Genomic DNA, 16,483 nt, shown 5'->3' with positions numbered 1-16,483 from the left:
GCCGCGGGGGTCCGGCGCGTTCCCGGTGCCCGGACGCGGTACGCTGTCCCGAGCGCCTGCGCACCACTGCAACGAGATCCCAGGAGGCACCGCGCATGAGTGAGTTCCCGGCCCGCGATGACCGCGCCGCCCACGGCGAGCACCCGCGCAGGGTCCTCCTCAAGCTCTCCGGCGAGGTCTTCGGCGGTGGCGAGGTGGGCCTCGACCCCGACGTCGTGGCCGACGCCGCCCGTCAGATCGCCGACGCCGTGCGCGCGGGCATCCAGGTGGCCGTCGTCGTGGGAGGCGGCAACTTCTTCCGCGGCGCCCAGCTCTCCGCCCGGGGCATGGACCGCGCCCGCGCCGACTACATGGGCATGCTCGGCACGGTCATGAACGCGCTGGCCCTCCAGGACTTCATTGAGAAGGCGGGGGTGCCGGCCCGGGTCCAGTCCGCCATCGCCATGACCCAGGTCGCCGAGCCCTACGTCCCCCTGCGCGCCATCCGCCACATGGAGAAGGGGCGCGTCGTCGTCTTCGGCGCAGGAGCCGGGCTGCCCTACTTCTCCACCGACACCGTCTCGGCCCAGCGGGCCCTGGAGACCCACTGCACCGAGCTGCTCGTGGGCAAGAACGGTGTCGACGGCGTCTACACGGCCGACCCGCGCAAGGACCCCGACGCCCGCCTGCTCACCGAGCTCACCTACGAGCGCGCCCTGGCCGAGGGCCTCCAGGTGGTCGACGCCTCGGCCTTCGCCCTGTGCCGCGACAACGACCTGACGATGCGCGTGTTCGGCATGGGGCAGGACGGCTCCATCACCCGCGCCCTGCTCGGCGAGCGGATCGGCACCCTCGTCAGGCGCGGCTGAGCGCCTCAGGCGCCCACCACCCCGGACCAACCGACACCACCCACGACACGACACAGGAGTCCCCATGATCGACGACGTTCTGCTCGAGGCCGAGGACAGGATGGACAAGGCCCTGGAGGCCGCCAAGCACGAGCTCGCGGCCATCCGCACCGGACGGGCCAACCCGGCCATGTTCAACTCGATCATGGTCGACTACTACGGGGCCCCCACCCCGCTCCAGCAGCTGGCCTCGATCACCATCCCCGAGGCCCGCACGGTCCTGGTCAACCCCTTCGACCGCTCGGCCATGAAGGCCCTGACCACCGCGATCCGCGAGTCCGACCTGGGCGTCAACCCCACCGACGACGGCACGGTCATCCGCGTCAGCCTGCCGGCGCTGACCGAGGAGCGCCGCCGCGACTACGTCAAGCTGGCGCGTGCCCGCGCCGAGGAGTCCCGCGTCCAGGTCCGCGGCGTGCGCGCCAAGTCCAAGAAGGAGCTGGAGGCGATCAAGAAGGACGGCGCCGCCGGCGAGGACGAGGTCAAGCGGGCCGAGGCCGAGCTCGACGCGCTGACCAAGCGCCACGTCGAGAAGATCGACGCCGCCCTGGCCGCCAAGGAGTCCGAGCTGCTCGAGGTCTGAGCCCGCCACGTGAGGAGACCGATCGTGACTGCGCTGGCCTCGTTGCTGTCCCCGCCCCCGACCGCCAACCGGGTGCCGCTTCCGTCGACCGGGCGGGCCGGGCGCAACCTGCCCGCCGCGGTCGGGGTGGCCGCGGCCCTCATCGCCGCGATCATCGCCTCCCTGGTGGTCAACAAGGTCGCCTTCCTCGCGCTGGTGGTCCTGGCCGTGTGCGGCGCCCTGTGGGAGCTGGCCGGCGCTTTCGCCCGCAAGGGCATCCGCCTGCCACTGGCCCCCCTGTGGCTGGGCACGCTCGGGGTGGTCGTCTCGGCGTGGACCCTGGGCGCCGAGACCGCCCTGGGCGCCTACATGGCCACCGCCGGGGCCTGCGTCCTGTGGTGCTTCATGGACCAGGCCGAGGCGGAGTCCGGCACTGCGCTGGAGGACCCCGACCACGACGTGCCCCGCACCGACGCCCATGACGCCGTGCGCCGCTCCCGGTCGGTGGACGCCTCGGCGTCGATCTTCGCCGCCACCTACCTGCCCTTCCTGGCGGGCTTCGCCGTGCTCCTGGTCGCCCAGGACCAGGGCGTGGGCAAGGTGCTCATGCTTTTCGCCCTGCCCATCGCCAACGACACGGGGGGCTGGTTGGCGGGCATCACTTTCGGTCGCCACCCCATGGCCCCCTCGGTGTCGCCCAAGAAGTCCTGGGAGGGTTTCGTCGGCTCGATGGTCGCGGCGGTGGCCGCCGGCGCGGGCTGCGTGTGGGCGCTGGGCGGCCCGGTGTGGGCCGGAGCCGTCCTGGGGGCGATGACGGTGGTCGTCTCCACCCTGGGGGACCTGGGGGAGTCCCTGCTCAAGCGCGACCTCGGCCTCAAGGACATGGGCACCCTCCTGCCCGGGCACGGAGGTCTCATGGACCGCCTCGACTCGATCCTCGTGGCCGCCCCGGTCGTCTACGTCTTCAGTCTCCTCATCGGCTGAGCAGCCGGCTGCGCGGGGGCGGCCGGCTGCGAGCATGCTGTGCCTGTGCCCGCCCAGCGGGTACCCTCGTCAACCGACCGCAACCGCCCGCCCTGCCAACCGTCCACGCACCGACCCGAGAGGACCCGCCAGCCCGTGAGACCCACGCGCGAGACCAGCCGCCGTCGGCGCCCTGAGCCGGTGGCCCTCCGGCGCGCCCCTGTGGCTCCCGCTCCGGGCGAGGTCCAGGTCATGCCCACCGACCAGCCCCCGGAGGGCGCCACCGACCCCGCTGCGGTCCCCAGGCTATCCTTCGCCGTGCCCCCCGCCCGTGGGCGCGCCCCCCGCCACCTGGCCGACCTCGACCTCGCCGGCCGCGCAGAGGCCCTGGCCGCGTCCGGGCTGCCCGCCTATCGGGCCGCCCAGCTCTCCCGCCACTACTTCACCCGGATGACCCGCCGGGCCGCGGACATGACCGACCTTCCGGCCGGGCAGCGCGACCAGCTGTGCGCCGAGCTCCTGCCCGAGCTGCTCACCGAGGTCCGTGCCCTGCGCGCCGACGGGGGCCGGACGGTCAAGCACCTGTGGGAGCTCCATGACGGCGTGCGCGTCGAGTCGGTCCTCATGCGCTACAAGGACCGGACGACCCTGTGCGTTTCCAGCCAGGCGGGCTGCGGCATGGCCTGCCCCTTCTGCGCCACCGGGCAGATGGGGCTGACCCGCAACCTGACCACCGGGGAGATCATCGAGCAGGTGCGCCGGGCCGCCCGGCTGTCGGCCGACGGCGGCCTGACCGGAGGGCCCGCCCGGTTGAGCAACGTCGTGTTCATGGGCATGGGCGAGCCGCTGGTCAACTACAAGAACGTCGTCGCCGCCCTCCACCGGCTCATCGACCCCGCCCCCGAGGGCTTCGGGCTGTCGGCCCGCGCTGTGACTGTCTCGACCGTCGGCCTGGTCCCGCTCATCCGGCGCCTGGCGGGCGAGGGGCTGCCGGTGACCCTGGCGGTCTCCCTCCACGCCCCCGACGACGAGCTGCGCGACGCCCTCATCCCGGTCAACTCCCGGTGGAAGGTCGCCGAGCTGCTGGACGCCGCCCACGATTACTTCACCGCCACCGGGCGGCGGGTGTCCATCGAGTACGCCCTCATTAAGGACATGAACGACCACGCCTGGCGCGCCCGGATGCTCGCCGAGGAGCTCGCCGCGCGCGGCTCGGGGTGGGCCCATGTCAACCCCATCCCCCTCAACCCCACCCCCGGCTCGATCTGGACCTGCTCGGAGCAGGAGGTCCAGGACACCTTCGTCGACACGCTGCGCCGTGCAGGCATCACGACCACCGTGCGCGACACTCGTGGAAGCGACATCGACGGCGCCTGCGGCCAGCTGGCCACCGAGGTGCTCGACCAGGAAAGGGCGATGAGGACTCGATGAGAGAGATGTTCCCCCGCGCGGGGCTCCTCAGGCGGGGCTACCGCCGGGAGCAGGTCAACAACTACTTCGAGACCGCGCACGAGATCTACGACGCCGGCGAGCTCGACGAGATGGACTCCGAGGGCGTGCGAACCGTCGCCTTCGACGTCGTGCGCGGCGGCTACCGTCCCGACGCCGTCGACGCCGCCCTGGACCGTCTCGAGGCGGCTTTCCTCCAGCGCAGGCGGGCCGAGTTCGTCGCCGAGCACGGGCGCAAGGCGTGGATGGAGGAGGTCTCCCAGCTGGCCACCACCCTCTACCCCCGCCTCCTGCGCCCGGCGGGGGAGCGCTTCGCCACGGCCCGCCGACGCGGCTACTCCAAGGTCGACGTCGACGCCCTCATGGACCGCATCGCCGCCTACTTCGACTCCGACGGCGCGCTGACCGCCGCCGAGGTGCGGGCCAGCGTCTTCACCGTGGCCTCCAAGGCCAAGGCCTACGACGAGGCGAGCGTCGACCGCTACCTGGCCCGCGTCGTCGAGGTCCTCCTGTCCGTCGAGTGACCCTCGAGCACACCGGCCGCGACCACGCCCCGGGCCGCGCCCACGTCCATGAAGGGGGACGCTCATGACCCACGCCTCCGACCGGGTGGTCCTGCTCGGATCCACCGGATCGATCGGCACCCAGGCACTGGAGGTCATCGACCGCCTGGGCCCCCGGGCCCCGCGCGTCGTCGGACTGGCCGCCGGGGGCTCCCACCTGGGGCTGCTGGCCGCCCAGGCGGTCACCTACGGGGTGCCCCGCCTGGCCGTGGCCGACGGCTCCCCGGCGCTGGTCGAGGACCTGCGCACCGCCCTGGCCGCGGCCTCGGCGCGCCAGGGCCTGCCCGACCCGGTTCGCGACATCCGCACCGGCCCCGATGCGGCCACCGAGCTGATCGAGTCCGCCGAGCTCGGGGCGGCCGACACCGTCCTCAACGGGATCACCGGCTCGGTCGGCCTGCGCCCGACCCTGGCGGCCCTGGCCGGCGGCGCCCGGCTGGCGCTGGCCAACAAGGAGTCCCTCGTCGTGGGCGGGGCCCTGGTGCGCCGGGCACTGCGCCGCCCCGGCCAGGTCGTGCCGGTCGACTCCGAGCACTCGGCCATCGCCCAGGCCCTGGCCTCAGGACGCCACGAGAAGGGCCTGACCAGCCCGGTGCTCACCGGGCGCTCGGAGGTCCGCCGCCTCATCCTGACCGCCTCCGGGGGCCCCTTCCGGGGCCGCAGCCGCGACCAGCTGCACGGGGTGACCGCCGACCAGGCCCTGGCCCACCCGACCTGGGCCATGGGGCCGGTGGTCACCGTCAACTCCTCGACCCTGGTCAACAAGGGCCTCGAGCTCATCGAGGCCCACCTCCTGTTCGACATCGACCCCGCCCAGGTCGCCGTCGTCGTCCACCCCCAGTCGGTCATCCACTCGATGGTCGAGTTCATCGACGGCGCGACGATCGCCCAGGCCTCCCCACCCGACATGCGGCTGCCCATCGCCCTGGGACTGACCTGGCCCGAGCGGGCCGACCTGTCGGGACTGGTGTCCCCCAACGAGTGGGAGGCCCCGACGGCCTGGACCTTCGAGCCGCTGGACTGGGCGACCTTCCCGGCCGTCGACATGGCCCGTCGGGCCGTGTCGGCCTCGGCCACCCACCCGGCGGTCCTCAACGCCGCCAACGAGCAGGCCGTCGACGCCTTCCTCGCCGGCGCCCTGGCCTGGCACGAGATCGTCGAGGTCGTCCAGGCCGTCCTTGACGAGCACGCGGGCTGCGGCCCCGACGACGAGCCCTCCCTGGACGAGGTGCTCGACACCGAGACCTGGGCGCGGGCCAGGGCCGATGAGCTGATCGCCCGCCGCCGCACCCACTGAGCAGGAGCACGCATGACTCACACGCTGGCCTACGCACTGGGCGTCCTCGTCCTCGTCCTGGGCATCGTCGTCTCGGTGGCCCTCCACGAGCTGGGGCACATGATTCCCGCCAAGCGCTTCGGCGTGAAGGTCCCGGAGTACTTCATCGGCTTCGGCCCCACGATCTGGTCGACCCGACGGGGCGAGACCGAGTACGGGGTCAAGGCGATCCTGCTGGGCGGCTACGTCAAGCTGCTGGGGATGCTGCCGCCCGCGCCCCCCGGACGCACCGACAAGCCCGGCTCGATGATCGATGAGGCCCGCCGCGAGTCACTGGCCGAGCTGTCGCAGGACGAACAGGACCGTGCCTTCTACCGGCTGAGCGTGCCCCGCAAGCTCATCGTCATGGCCGGCGGGATCCTGACCAACCTCGTCCTGGGCGTCATCTGCCTCGTAGTTGCCCTGGGCGTCGTGGGGCAGCCCACCCAGACCTCGACCCTCAGCGCGGTGTCCGCCTGCCTGCCGACCGACGCCTCCGGGCAGGCCGCCCAGACCGAGGACTGCCCGGCCGACGAGGCGACCCCGGCGGTGCGGGCCGGCCTGCGCGCCGGTGACACGATCGTGTCGTGGGACGGCACGGCCACGAGCACGTGGACCGAGGTCCAGGAGGCGATCGCCGCCTCGGGCACCGAGACGGTCGAGGTCCTCATCGAGCGCGACGGGGTCCGCCAGACCCTGAGTGTCACGGCCGTCGAGGTCAGCCGACCCGTCACCGACGAGGATGGCAACCCGGTCACCGGTGCCGACGGCGAGCAGCTGACGCAGATGCGCCCCTACGTAGGAATCGGCCCCGCCCTGGGGACCGTGCCGGTCCCGGCCTCCCAGGTGCCGACGGTCGTCGGGCAGGCCGTTACCCAGACCCTCCGGACCATCCTCACCCTGCCGGTGGGTCTGTACCACTCGGTGGCCGCAGGACTGGGCCTGGAGGACCGCTCGAGCGAGGGGCTCGTCTCCCTCGTGGGCGTCGGGCGCATCGCGGGGGAGACCTCCGCCGCTGGCGCCGGCAGCGGCACTGTGCCCTTCTCGGTGCGCGCGTTCTTCATGCTCTCCCTCCTGGGCTCGCTCAACCTCGCGTTGTTCGCCTTCAACCTCCTGCCCCTGCCGCCGCTGGACGGCGGGCATGTCGCAGGCGCCTGCTGGGAGGGGCTGCGCCGCGTCATCGCGCGCCTGCGCGGCCGACCGGACCCCGGATACGTCGACACCGCCCGCCTCCAGCCGGTGGGACAGGCCGGCTTCATCCTGCTCCTGGTCATGGCGGGCCTCCTCATCTGGGTGGACATCGTCGCCCCCCTGTGACCGTTCCCCGAGGGTGGGCGGCACGTGACCGGTGCACCAGAGGTGGTGCCGGCCGGGCAACCGGGGGACCTTCACCACACCCCGGGTGCTCGGAGGCCCGCGCTGTGGGGGTGGCGCGGATGCCATACTGAGCGGGTGAGTCAAGCCATCTCCCTCGGAATCCCCACCGTGCGCGAGGAGCGCCCCGTCCTGGCGCCGCGCCGGCCCACGCGTACGATCCGGGTGGGCGACCTCGAGGTCGGGGGTGAAGCGCCGGTCACCGTGCAGTCGATGACGACGACCAAGACCCATGACATCGGCGCCACGCTCCAGCAGATCGCCGAGCTGACCGCCGCCGGCTGCGACATCGTGCGCGTGGCCTGCCCGACCGACAAGGACGCCGAGGCGCTGCCCATCATCGCCCGTCAGTCGCGGATCCCCGTCATCGCGGACATCCACTTCAACCCCAAGTACGTCTACGCCGCCATCGACGCCGGCTGCGGGGCCGTGCGCGTCAACCCCGGCAATATCCGCAAGTTCGATGACCAGGTCGCCGGCATCTGCAAGGCGGCCGCCGACGCCGGGGTCTCCTTGCGCATCGGGGTCAACGCCGGCTCCCTGGACCCGCGCCTGCTCAAGAAGCACGGCCGGGCCACCCCCGAGGCCCTCGTCGAGTCCGCCGTGTGGGAGGCGGGCCTGTTCGGGGAGAACGACTTCCACGACTTCAAGATCTCGGTCAAGCACCATGACGTCGTCACGATGGTCCAGGCCTATCAGCTGCTCGCCGAGCAGGGCGACTGGCCCCTCCACCTCGGGGTGACCGAGGCCGGCCCCGCCTTCCAGGGCACCATCAAGTCCTGCGCCGCCTTCGGCACCCTCCTGGCCCAGGGCATCGGGGACACCATCCGCGTGTCCCTGTCGGCTCCGCCGGTCGAGGAGGTCAAGGTCGGCACCAAGCTCCTGGAGTTCATGGGCCTGCGTGAGCGCAAGCTCGAGATCGTCTCCTGCCCCTCGTGCGGGCGCGCCCAGGTCGATGTGTGGACGCTGGCCGAGGAGGTCGAGGAGGGGCTCAAGAACGTGACCGCCCCCTTGCGCGTGGCGGTCATGGGCTGTGTCGTCAATGGCCCCGGCGAGGCCAGGGAGGCCGACCTGGGCTGTGCCTCGGGCAATGGCAAGGGGCAGATCTTCGTGCGCGGCGAGGTCGTCGAGACCGTGCCCGAGGACAAGGTCGTTGAGACCCTGCTGCGCCACGCCGAGTCCATGGCCGAGCAGATGCGCGCCGAGCTCGGCGAGGACGCCCTGGCGGGCACCGCGCCGAGTGTTGTCACCGGTGCCTGATCCCCTCCCCTCCGGCCGCGGCCGGCCGGCGCCGTGAGGCTCTTCGGCAGCCGCCCCACGCCGGTGGGCCCCCACCAGGTGGCCGGGGTCATGTCCCTGTGCGCCCTCCAGCCCGAGCAGGGGATCGCCCTGGCTGGGCAGATCGCCCGGTGGGACCGCTGGGGCACCGGTGACGTCGTCGTCCTGGGGCGCCCCGGCCGCCCCCAGGCCGCGGCCTGGTCCACCGGCAGCCTCCTGCCGCTCGGGCTGGCCCGGCGCCCCGGCGCCGGGCACGAGGGCGTCGGGCCGGGCGGGGCCCGCGCCCTGGCCGAGCACGCCGGCGGCCGGCTGACCCGCAACGGATCGGTCGCCGGGCCTCAGGCCGACGTCACGGCCGTGTGGGAGCACCTCGAGGCCATGGGGCTGCGGGCCCGCGAGTCCAGGTGGGTCCAGCCCGTCCTGCGCGCCCCCGCCCCGGCCGGGGGGATACTGCCGGCGGTACTGGGCCACCGGGGCCTGGAGTGGGTAGCCCGGGGTGTGCGCCCGGCCCTGCCCGACGAGGCACCCCTCGTCCTGCCCGCATCGGTCGACATGTTCACCGCCGAGCTCGGATACGACCCGACGGCCGCGGGGGGCTCCTACGCCCGGCACGTGTCCTGGCTTGTCGAGGCCAGACGGACCTACATCCTGCTCGACGACGGCCGGGGAGGACCGGCACGTCCCGGCTCGCCGGCGCGGGTGGTCTTCAAAACCGACGTCGGCGCCCTGTGGCGACCCGTCCCGGGCCGGGAGTGGGGGGCCGCCCAGCTGACCGGGGTGTGGACCCACACCGAGCTGCGCGGCCAGGGCGTCGCCACCGTCGCCCTGGCCGCCGTTGTCGACGCGGTTCGCCGGGAGCACGTGGGGCGGGGCGGGTCGGTGAGCCTGTACGTCAACGACTTCAACACCGCGGCCCTCGGGCTCTACTGTGGGCTCGGCTTCCACCGGGTGGGCACCTTCGCCACGATCCTGCTGTGAGGCCGTGGTCCTCCGGCGGACCGGCTGACAGCAGGGACCTGCTGTGGCGGGTCGATGAGCCCGCACAGGAGGTGACCCTCGCCGTCCGGATCATGCCGCCGGCGAGGATCACCTCGTCATCTAGGGGGTGTCATCCCGGAGGCCACCGAGCATGGAGCGCAGGGTCTGGGTGTAGTCCTCGAAGGCCCGCCGCCCCTGGGAGGTCAGCGCCACGTAGGTGGCTGGCGTGCGTCCTGCGAAGGCCTTGTTCAGGCTGACATAGCCGGCATCCTCGAGCCTGGACAGGTGGGTGGACAGGTTGCCCGCCGTCATCCCCAGGACCTCGCGCAGCCGGGGGAAGACGATCTCGTCCCCTTGCGCCAGGGACGCCAGGGCCGTCATGATCCGAAGCCGCGCCTGGGCATGGATGACAGGGTCGAGTACGGTGGGCCCGGTGCTCATGAGACGACTGCCGCACGCCGGGACTCGGACCGTGTGGACAGGGCGGCCGCCACGAAGAAGCCGCTGGAGCCCGCCACGGCCATGATGAGCCACATGGCCGAGCCTCCCACGAGGGTGGCCACGGTGGTCACCGTCAGGATCCATCCGCCCGTCGCGGTGATCACGGGCTCGTCCGACAGGGAGCCGCCGATCATGAACATGCTGCCCACGATGAGGCAGGGGATGCCGTTCGAGACGATCATGGCCATCTCGTTGGCCTGCGCAGTGCCCACGGAGTCGAGAAAGGATCCGAGCCGGCTCATGAGCACTTCCGCGACAGCGAAGGCCGCGCACCAGGCCATGCCGTAGGTCGCGCCGAAGCGGCTGGACCTGCCTCGCAGCCCTCGGGCGCGCCGGGCGATGTAGGCAACAGTGAAGATTCCTGCTGCTACCAGGCAGGCGATGAAGACGAGGCTGTGGGGTGCCGCCACGGTGTAGTTGTCCTCCAGGCCCAGTCGGCCGGCCGTGTAGCCCACGAGCCAGGCCAGCCCCCATGCCAGGAGTATCGGTGCCGAACGGATCTCCATGCGGGAGCGGTGGGTGGCCTGCTGGTCCTCGATGGCTTCCAGTGCCGTGGCCGCGTCGAGTGGAGCGTCCGATGTCAGGGGTGTGCTCATGCCAACTCCTTGGTGACTCAAACGGTTGCGGTACAAACCAATGGCTCCAGTGTACACCAACAAGTTTGCATTGCAAACTAAGTGCTGTCGCAGAGTTCGACTCTGAGAGCCGGGTCCGTGGGGTGCGTCACTCAGGTACCTCTCAGTCGCCCCGCAGGGGGCGGGACGGCGATGAGCACGTAGGATCGGCCCGTGCTCCAGTTGATGTCCACCTCGTTCATCCGTACCCTGCGCGAGGACCCGGCCGATGCCGAGGTCGCCAGCCACAAGCTGCTCGTGCGCGCCTGCTACGTCCGGCGCGCCGCCCCCGGCATCTACACGTGGCTGCCCCTGGGCCTGCGCACCCTGGGCAAGATCGAGCAGATCGTGCGCGAGGAGATGAACCGGATGGGCGCCCAGGAGGTGCACTTCCCGGGCCTCCTGCCCGCCGAGCCCTACAAGACCTCGGGCCGCTGGTACGACTACGGTCCCACCCTGTTCACGCTGACCGACCGCAAGGACGGGGACTACATCCTGGCCCCCACCCACGAGGAGATGTTCACCCTCCTGGTCAAGGACATGTGCTCGTCCTACAAGGACCTGCCGCTGTGGATCTACCAGATCCAGACCAAGTACCGCGACGAGGCCCGCCCCCGCGCCGGGGTCATCCGCGGCCGGGAGTTCATCATGAAGGACTCCTACTCCTTCGACATGGACGACGAGGCGCTGGCCCGCTCCTACCAGGCCCACCGCGACGCCTACGAGCGCATCTTCACCCGCCTCGAGCTCGACTACGTCCCGGTCAACGCGATGGCGGGCGCCATGGGCGGGTCCCACTCCGAGGAGTTCCTCCTGCCCTCCCCGGTGGGGGAGGACACCTACGTGCGCTCGGCCGGCGGGTACGCCGCCAACGCCGAGGCCGTCGTCACCGTGCCTCCCGCGCCGGTCGACGCCTCCGAGGTGCCCGCCGCCACCGTCGTCGACACCCCGGACACCCCGACCATCGACACCCTCGTCGCCCTGTGCAACGAGCGCTACCCCCGCAGCGACGGGCGGGCCTGGACGGCTGCCGACACCCTCAAGAACCTCGTCGTCACCCTGACCCACCCCGACGGGACCAAGGAGCTGCTCGTCGTGGGAGTGCCCGGCGACCGCGACGTCGACATGAAGCGCCTGGCCGCCTCCGTCGCCCCCGCCGAGGTCGAGATCGCCACCGATGAGGACTTCGAGGGCCACCCCGAGCTCGTGCGCGGCTATATCGGCCCCGCGGCGATCGGACCCAACTCGCCCCACCGCCGTGTCGAGGTCGACCAGGACGGCACCGAGCGCCTGACCGGCTCGGTGCGCTACCTCATCGACCCGCGGATCGTCGACGGGACGGCCTGGGTGACCGGAGCCAACAAGGAGCGCTCCCACGTCCTCCACCTGGTCAAGGGCCGTGACTTCGAGGCCGACGGCACGATCGAGGCCGCCGAGGTGCGCGATGGCGACCCGGCCCCCGACGGCTCGGGCCCCCTGGAGATCGCCCGCGGCATCGAGATCGCCCACATTTTCGAGCTGGGCCGCAAGTACGCCGAGTCCCTGGGGCTGACGGTCCTCGATGAGAACGGCAAGTCCCGGGTGGTCACGATGGGCTCCTACGGCATCGGGGTGACCCGGGTGCTGGCGGCGCTCGCCGAGGTCCACCACGACGAGCACGGCCTGGCCTGGCCGATCCAGGTCGCGCCCTACCACGTCCAGGTCCTGGCCACCGGCAAGGAAGACATCGTCTTCGACACCGCCCGCGTCCTGTCCCAGGAGCTGTCCACCCAGGGCCTCGAGGTGCTCTACGACGACCGCCGCAAGGTGTCGGCCGGCGTCAAGTTCGCCGACGCCGAGCTTCTGGGCAACCCCTTCGTCGTCGTGGTCGGGCGGGACCTGGCCAGGCAGGGGACCGTCGAGCTGCGCGACCGGCGCACGGGCGAGCGTCGGCAGGTGCCCGCCGAGGAGGCGGCCCAGACCATCGGTGAGGTCCTGCGCCAGGCGCTGGAGTCCGCCCCCGACGGCGAGCCGGCCTGAGCCCTCAGGGCCCGGCGCTGGATCGAGCCGGCCGGAGCCCGGCGCGGCCCGCCCCCGCCGGTCAGGCGGCCGGGTCGTGGCCGGGCAGCGGCGCGTCGACGACCGCACCCCAGGACTGGGCCCGCGAGCCGGCCGCCACCGCGGCGTCGATGGCCAGCGTGGTCGCCTCGCCGCCGGAGGCGCCGACGCCCGCCAGCTCGGTGCTCATCACCGTCAACCAGACCTCCTGGGCCCAGGCGGCGTCCGTGGCGGCGTCGGTGTCCTGACCCTCGGGTCGGCCGTAGGCGCCGAGGCGGGTGTCCTGTCCTCCCAGGGCCAGGCTGGTCGAGACCACGGCCGTGGCCGCCGCCGCGTCGATGAGCGCGCGCGCCCGAGACGCTTCATCGCCGCGGGCCCCGACCTCCTCCATGGCGTAACGCGCCGCGTCGTAGGCCACGAGCAGGTCACCGGCCAGGGGCTCGGTCATCGCCGTCGTGCCGCGACCGGTGGCCTCGACCGACTGCGGGGCGATCCGCCGCAGCTGGAGGGACCAGGCCGTGGCCAGGGCGGCGTAGAGGCGGGCGTCCTGGGCGCTGGCGGCTCGGGAGGCCGCCTGCCTGGCCGTCGACACGCCGTCGCCCAGGGCGGTGGCGAGGTCCTCGGTGGTGGCGGTGGCCGCGGCGGTGGCCACCGGTGTCGCCGTCGGGTAGGTCGTGGGCACTGGCGTGGCCCACGGCTCCCACACTCCGCCCAGGGCCTCGAGCTGGACGACGGCGGCGTCGGCGACCACCTGGGCGCCGGCACGCTGCGCGGACTCCCCGGAGCTCGCCACGACCTGCGCGGTCGAGCCGATGAGCACGCTGTGGCGTGCCAGGGTGTCACGGTCGGCCTCGGCCTGCGACGCGCTGGGCAGGGAGGCGGGGGACCCGCCCCCCACGCGGATCCCGCACCCGGGCAGGGCGCACAGGGCGGCGACGAGCACGACGGCGGCGCCACGCCGTCCCCAGGTGCGAACGTGGGAACGGTGCGTCGGCCCCGCGGGGCTCGGCGTAAGGGGCCCGTGGGGGAGGACGGGGGTGGGGTCGAAGCGCGTCACGCGGTGATCCTCCCACGGACGGGTAGCATGGGGGGCACTGACCCGCTGCTCACGGGCCCGTCGGAGGGTCCATTGGAGGACCCGCGCATGAAGGACACGCTCGCCCCGAGGCTCAGTGAGCTGCTCGTACCCGTCGTCGAGGCCGCCGGGCTCCACCTGGAGTTCATCGAGACGACCAGCGCCGGCAGATACTCCACCGTCCGTGTGGTTGTCGACCTGGTCGACGGCCCCGGGGACCTCGATCTCGACTCCCTGACCGAGGTGACGCGGGCGGTCTCCAGCGCACTGGACGAGGCCGACCCGGTCGCCGGGCAGTTCACCCTCGAGGTCTCCACCCCCGGTGCCGAGCGCGAGCTGAGCACCGCCCGCCACTTCCGTCGCGCCGTCGGCCACACCGTGCGGGTGACGACCCTCCAGGGGGAGGCCACCGGCGTCGTGCTCGGCGCCGATGACGCCCGCCTGACCCTGGAGGTGGACGGCGAGCCCCGCACCATCGACGTGGAAGACGTGACCGCCGCCAGGATGGTCGCCGTCCTGTAACCCATCCCTGCACTGACCGCCCGGCTCCCTGACCAGCGCCGGGCACGAGCCGGGACGGCTCGACCACACCAGAGAGGACCTGAGGAACCATGGACATCAACATGCCGGAGCTGCGCACCGCCGCAGACGAGCTGGGCATCGACCTGGACAACCTCCTGCCCGCCATCGAGGACGCGATCCTGGGCGCCTACACCAAGGTGCCCGGGGCCATCCGTGGGGCGCGCGTTGAGATCGACCGCAGGACCGGGCACATGACCGTGCTGGCGCCCGAGGTCGATGAGGACGACCAGCCCACCGGTGAGTACTTCGACGACACCCCCGACGACTTCGGCCGCATCGCCCAGGCCACCGCGCGGTCGGTCATCGTCCAGCGCATCCAGGACCGTCGCGACTTCGAGGTCCTGGGCGCCTTCAAGGACAAGGCCGGCGAGCTCATCTCCGGCACCGTCGAGCAGGGGCGTGACCCCCGCATCGTCTACGTGCGCCTCGATGAGGAGCACGAGGGGATCATGCCCCCGCACGAGCAGGTCCCCGGCGAGCGCCACCGCCACGGCGACCGCGTGCGCGCCTATGTCACCGAGGTCTCCCGGGGCGTCAAGGGCGCCCAGATCATCCTGTCGCGCACCCACCCCGGCCTCGTGCGCAAGCTCTTCGAGCGTGAGGTCCCCGAGGTCGCCGGCGGGGAGGTCGAGATCGTGTCTGTGGCGCGCGAGGCCGGCCACCGCACGAAGGTCGCCGTGCGCGCCCGCACCCGCGGGGTCAACGCCAAGGGGGCGTGCATCGGCCCGATGGGTCAGCGGGTGCGCGCCGTCATGGCCGAGCTGGGCGGGGAGAAAATCGATATCGTCGACTACTCCGAGGACCCGGCCCGCTTCGTGGCCAACGCCCTGTCCCCGGCGCGGGTGTCCTCGGTGACGGTCCTGGACGCCGAGGAGCGCTCGGCCCGTGCCATCGTGCCCGACTTCCAGCTGTCCCTGGCCATCGGCAAGGAGGGGCAGAACGCGCGGCTGGCCGCACGCCTGACCGGGTGGAAGATCGACATCCACGCCGACGCGGAGTCCGGCGAGGTCACCCCGGGACGGCCTTCGGGTGCCGACGACGTGACTGGTCCCTCAACCCCCGGCGCTGAGGACTGAGGGGCCAGACCGGTACAATCACGACGGACCAGCCAGCAGGCGGCCGTCCTGAGGCGGCCTGCCTGGCGGCGCCCGACAGTGAGCGGAAGGACATGGCGAGCCGGTGGCCAGCACCCCCCACGTCCCTGTTCGCACCTGTGTCGGCTGCCGCCGCAAGGCGCCCAGGGCGCAGCTCCTGCGCCTGGTCCTGACGGACGGCGGCGAGCTGTTCGTCGACGCCCGTGCCGTCAGGCCCGGACGCGGTGCGTGGATCCACCCGGACCCCGCGTGCCTCGAACTCGCCGAGCGCAGGCGCGCCCTCGGGCGTGCCCTGCGCACCACCGGGTCACCCGATGTGACCCCCGTGCGTGCCTGGATCGCCTCCCGCGAGGAGCAGCCGGGCCCGCACGGACCCACCGGCCGGACTGCGGCCGGACCGACCGATAGCAAAGGCGGGTAGGAAGCCGATGGGCACCCGATGAGTACCCAGCGATGAGCTGCCTCAACTAGCGCCCACCCTGTTCGGGGTGGGCAACCGGACAGGAGAAAAGTGGCTAAACCACGCGTTCATGAGCTCGCCAAGGAGCTCGACCCCACTGGCAAGAGGATCACCTCGAAGATGATCCTGGCCTGGCTCAAGGACCAGGGAGAGTTCGTCAAGGCGGCGTCCTCCGCGGTCGAGCCGCCCGTCGCCCGCCGGGTGCGTGAGCACTTCGGCGCCCAGGCGGCGGCCGCAGACAGCACGCCCCGCCCCGCGCGGCCTGCTGCCCCCAAGCCCGCGCCGAAGCCGGCGCCCAAGCCCGCCCCGCGCCCGGGGCCCGCGGCTCCTGAGGCGCCGGCGGCCAAGAAGGCGCCGAGCCCGGCGCCAGCCCCCGGACCTGTGCCCCAGGCCCCCGCGGCCCGGCAGACCCCGGCCGAGCGGCCCACGCCCGCCGAGGCGAGGCCGTCGTCCTCGGGCAGCTCGGGCTCTACGGGACGGGCAGTCCCGACGCCCGGTCCGCGCCCCGGCGCCCCGCGCCCGGGCAACAACCCCTTCGCCTCGGCGCAGGTCATGACCCGCCCCGGCGGGCGAGGTGGACAGTCCCGCGGGGGCCAGTCCGGCGCTCGTTCCCAGTCTGGCCCTCGCTCCCCGGGCGGTCCGCGCCCCGGCGCCCCGCGCCCGGGCAACAACCCCTTCGCCTCGGCCCAGGGCATGCCCCGCCCCGGCGGGCGAGGTGGACAGTCCCGCGGGGGCCAGTCCGGCGCTCGTT

The 16,483-nt window shown here is 72.8% G+C and carries 16 protein-coding genes and 1 pseudogene; 14 read left to right on the top strand and 3 right to left on the bottom strand.

Annotated elements, in window-relative coordinates:
- The first annotated feature begins 95 nt into the window (after nt 1–95).
- The 9 genes from pyrH to Q4C85_RS09245 all read left to right on the top strand — a co-directional run bounded on the left by pyrH (nt 96) and on the right by Q4C85_RS09245 (nt 9,369).
- Nucleotides 96–848, top strand: a complete 753-nt coding sequence (gene pyrH / locus Q4C85_RS09285) for a UMP kinase (RefSeq protein ID WP_303141506.1) — start codon at nt 96–98, stop codon at nt 846–848.
- Nucleotides 849–912: 64 nt separating this feature from the next.
- A complete protein-coding gene (gene frr, locus Q4C85_RS09280; RefSeq protein ID WP_303141504.1) occupies nt 913–1,470 on the top strand; it encodes a ribosome recycling factor in 558 nt (185 codons plus the stop codon).
- 33 nt (nt 1,471–1,503) lie between these two features.
- Nucleotides 1,504–2,433 (top strand): phosphatidate cytidylyltransferase, encoded by a 930-nt coding sequence (locus Q4C85_RS09275; RefSeq protein WP_303141530.1) that lies wholly within the window; start codon nt 1,504–1,506, stop codon nt 2,431–2,433.
- 135 nt (nt 2,434–2,568) lie between these two features.
- Nucleotides 2,569–3,843 carry a 23S rRNA (adenine(2503)-C(2))-methyltransferase RlmN gene (rlmN, locus tag Q4C85_RS09270; protein WP_303141502.1) on the top strand — a complete coding sequence of 425 codons (1,275 nt, stop codon included), beginning with the start codon at nt 2,569–2,571 and terminating at the stop codon, nt 3,841–3,843.
- The gene (locus tag Q4C85_RS09265) at nt 3,840–4,385 is read left to right on the top strand and encodes a DivIVA domain-containing protein (RefSeq protein WP_303141501.1); all 546 of its coding nucleotides are present in this window, start codon (nt 3,840–3,842) and stop codon (nt 4,383–4,385) included. Before rlmN ends, Q4C85_RS09265 begins: the two co-directional genes overlap by 4 nt.
- Before the next feature lie 64 nt (nt 4,386–4,449).
- Nucleotides 4,450–5,721 (top strand): 1-deoxy-D-xylulose-5-phosphate reductoisomerase, encoded by a 1,272-nt coding sequence (gene dxr, locus Q4C85_RS09260; RefSeq protein ID WP_303141500.1) that lies wholly within the window; start codon nt 4,450–4,452, stop codon nt 5,719–5,721.
- Between the two features lie 12 nt (nt 5,722–5,733).
- Nucleotides 5,734–7,056: an RIP metalloprotease gene (locus tag Q4C85_RS09255; protein ID WP_303141499.1), complete on the top strand. Its 1,323-nt coding sequence runs from the start codon at nt 5,734–5,736 to the stop codon at nt 7,054–7,056.
- Nucleotides 7,057–7,191: 135 nt separating this feature from the next.
- Complete coding sequence (gene ispG, locus Q4C85_RS09250; protein ID WP_303141498.1) at nt 7,192–8,373, top strand: flavodoxin-dependent (E)-4-hydroxy-3-methylbut-2-enyl-diphosphate synthase; 1,182 nt, start codon at nt 7,192–7,194, stop codon at nt 8,371–8,373.
- Nucleotides 8,374–8,463: 90 nt separating this feature from the next.
- Complete coding sequence (locus Q4C85_RS09245; RefSeq protein WP_303141528.1) at nt 8,464–9,369, top strand: GNAT family N-acetyltransferase; 906 nt, start codon at nt 8,464–8,466, stop codon at nt 9,367–9,369.
- A gap of 120 nt (nt 9,370–9,489) precedes the next feature.
- Here Q4C85_RS09245 and Q4C85_RS09240 read toward each other — a convergent pair whose 3' ends face one another.
- On the bottom strand, nt 9,490–9,810 hold the full coding sequence (locus Q4C85_RS09240; RefSeq protein WP_303141497.1) for a transcriptional regulator: 321 nt from the start codon (nt 9,808–9,810) through the stop codon (nt 9,490–9,492).
- Nucleotides 9,807–10,466 carry a hypothetical protein gene (locus Q4C85_RS09235; RefSeq protein ID WP_303141496.1) on the bottom strand — a complete coding sequence of 220 codons (660 nt, stop codon included), beginning with the start codon at nt 10,464–10,466 and terminating at the stop codon, nt 9,807–9,809. Before Q4C85_RS09235 ends, Q4C85_RS09240 begins: the two co-directional genes overlap by 4 nt.
- 192 nt (nt 10,467–10,658) lie before the next feature.
- Here Q4C85_RS09235 and Q4C85_RS09230 point away from each other — a divergent pair, with 192 nt between their 5' ends.
- Nucleotides 10,659–12,503 carry a proline--tRNA ligase gene (locus Q4C85_RS09230; RefSeq protein WP_303141495.1) on the top strand — a complete coding sequence of 615 codons (1,845 nt, stop codon included), beginning with the start codon at nt 10,659–10,661 and terminating at the stop codon, nt 12,501–12,503.
- A 61-nt stretch (nt 12,504–12,564) separates the two neighbouring features.
- Here the strand turns inward: Q4C85_RS09230 and Q4C85_RS09225 are convergent, their stop codons facing one another.
- The gene (locus Q4C85_RS09225) at nt 12,565–13,578 is read right to left on the bottom strand and encodes a hypothetical protein (protein ID WP_303141493.1); all 1,014 of its coding nucleotides are present in this window, start codon (nt 13,576–13,578) and stop codon (nt 12,565–12,567) included.
- Between the two features lie 87 nt (nt 13,579–13,665).
- Here Q4C85_RS09225 and rimP point away from each other — a divergent pair, with 87 nt between their 5' ends.
- The 4 genes and pseudogenes from rimP to Q4C85_RS09205 all read left to right on the top strand — a co-directional run.
- Nucleotides 13,666–14,118: a ribosome maturation factor RimP gene (gene rimP / locus Q4C85_RS09220; protein WP_303141491.1), complete on the top strand. Its 453-nt coding sequence runs from the start codon at nt 13,666–13,668 to the stop codon at nt 14,116–14,118.
- An 89-nt stretch (nt 14,119–14,207) separates the two neighbouring features.
- Nucleotides 14,208–15,254, top strand: a complete 1,047-nt coding sequence (gene nusA / locus Q4C85_RS09215) for a transcription termination factor NusA (protein WP_303141489.1) — start codon at nt 14,208–14,210, stop codon at nt 15,252–15,254.
- A 103-nt stretch (nt 15,255–15,357) separates the two neighbouring features.
- On the top strand, nt 15,358–15,693 hold the full coding sequence (locus Q4C85_RS09210) for a YlxR family protein (protein ID WP_303141488.1): 336 nt from the start codon (nt 15,358–15,360) through the stop codon (nt 15,691–15,693).
- A gap of 90 nt (nt 15,694–15,783) precedes the next feature.
- Nucleotides 15,784–16,483, top strand: a pseudogene (locus tag Q4C85_RS09205) (translation initiation factor IF-2); the annotation flags it as partial.

It is taken from the genome of Actinomyces sp. (assembly GCF_030524025.1).
Classification (GTDB): domain Bacteria; phylum Actinomycetota; class Actinomycetes; order Actinomycetales; family Actinomycetaceae; genus Actinomyces.
This window is presented reverse-complemented; position numbering and strand designations above follow the sequence as displayed.